The sequence below is a fragment of the Caldalkalibacillus mannanilyticus JCM 10596 genome (assembly GCF_000615945.1).
Lineage (GTDB): Bacteria > Bacillota > Bacilli > Caldalkalibacillales > JCM-10596 > Bacillus_AT > Bacillus_AT mannanilyticus.
The window spans coordinates 1-1408 of record NZ_BAMO01000091.1; the positions used below are offsets into that span (position 1 = coordinate 1).

A 1408-nucleotide genomic window follows, 5' to 3' on the forward strand; every position below is an offset into this window, starting at 1 on the left:
CTGTTTGATCAAGCTGAGTGATGACCTCAGCTAATTTCTCTACCGTTGGAAATTGGAAGATCGATCTTAAAGAAACTTCAACACTCATTTCTTTATGAAGCCTAGATACCAGTGTTGTTGCTCGTAAGGAATGTCCTCCTAAATCAAAGAAGTTTTCCTTTATACTGATCTTCTGTACTCCCAAGATCTCTTGCCAAATCTCCACAAGTTTTTTCTCAGCTTCCGTTCTAGGAGCCACATACTCGGTTCCTGTCTGAATCTCTCCTTCGATATAAGGTAAAGCCCGTCGGTCTATTTTTCCATTTGGAGTCAACGGCATTTTTTCTACTTGGACAAAGTAGGATGGAATCATATAGCCCGGCAACATCTGAGAAAGAGCGGACCTTATTTCCCCAACGTTCACAGCTTGCTCTGCTACAACGTAGGCATATAGTTGCTTTTGACCCGATTCTTCCTCTCTGGCAATGACAGCCCCCTCTTTGATTACATCCAGAGTTAAGAGCTTGGACTCAATTTCGCCAAGTTCAATACGGAAGCCCCGTACTTTCACTTGATCATCGATTCTTCCAAGAAACTCAATATTTCCATCAGGCAACCAGCGAGCTAAATCCCCTGTGCGATACATTTTCTCTTCTGGTCTAAACGGATTTTCTACGAATTTCTCAGCATTTAGCTCCGGACGGTTGAAGTATCCTCGCCCCACTCCTTTTCCAGCAATGAATAGCTCTCCGACGATCCCCACTGGCTGGATCGAGAGATTTTCGTTCAGAACGTACATTTGAACATTAGGTAAAGGCTTCCCAATAGGTAAGCCAGTGAATGCCAAGGCATCATCTGTTTCAAAGTAAGAGGAGTCGATGCACGCTTCCGTCACACCGTAGCTGTTTAGAATCCTCATTTGAGAGCCGTAACGCTCAATCAATTGTTGAAATGCTTCTGGAGTACATTGATCTGAGCCTAGAATTAATGTCCGTAGCGAACTGACCTCTAGCTTGTTTTCATAGATATACTCCATGAGCGGAATAACAAAGGCTGGTGTTGACTCAAACATTTGAATCTGATGTTGCTGGATCAAGCCATGAATTTGACCGAAGTCTAACCTCGACTGACTTGGACAAATGACCAATTTTCCTCCATGTAACAGCGCACGTACGAAATCACCTGTAAAGACGTCAAAGGCAAAGCTAGCCCATTGTAGCCAAGAAATGCTTTCCTGATCTAAGCCATACTCTTTGTTCCAGGCACTTGCCATAGCTACGACTTGTTGGTGTTCAATCATGACACCTTTTGGTGTACCCGTCGTTCCTGAAGTGTAGATCGACATAAGCCAAATGCTGTGGTTGAGCTATGGATTCAAGGTTCTCTTTAAGATCTGCATAGGATTCCTCCTTATCTAAGAAAACCTTGC

General features: G+C 43.6%; 1 protein-coding gene. It reads right to left on the reverse strand.

What is annotated here, in order from left to right; all coding sequences use genetic code 11:
• Nucleotides 1-1324, reverse strand: a 1324-nt coding sequence (locus tag JCM10596_RS27160) for a non-ribosomal peptide synthetase (protein ID WP_148302701.1), incomplete at its 3' end; no start/stop codon positions are given.
• Nucleotides 1325-1408 lie beyond the last annotated feature (84 nt).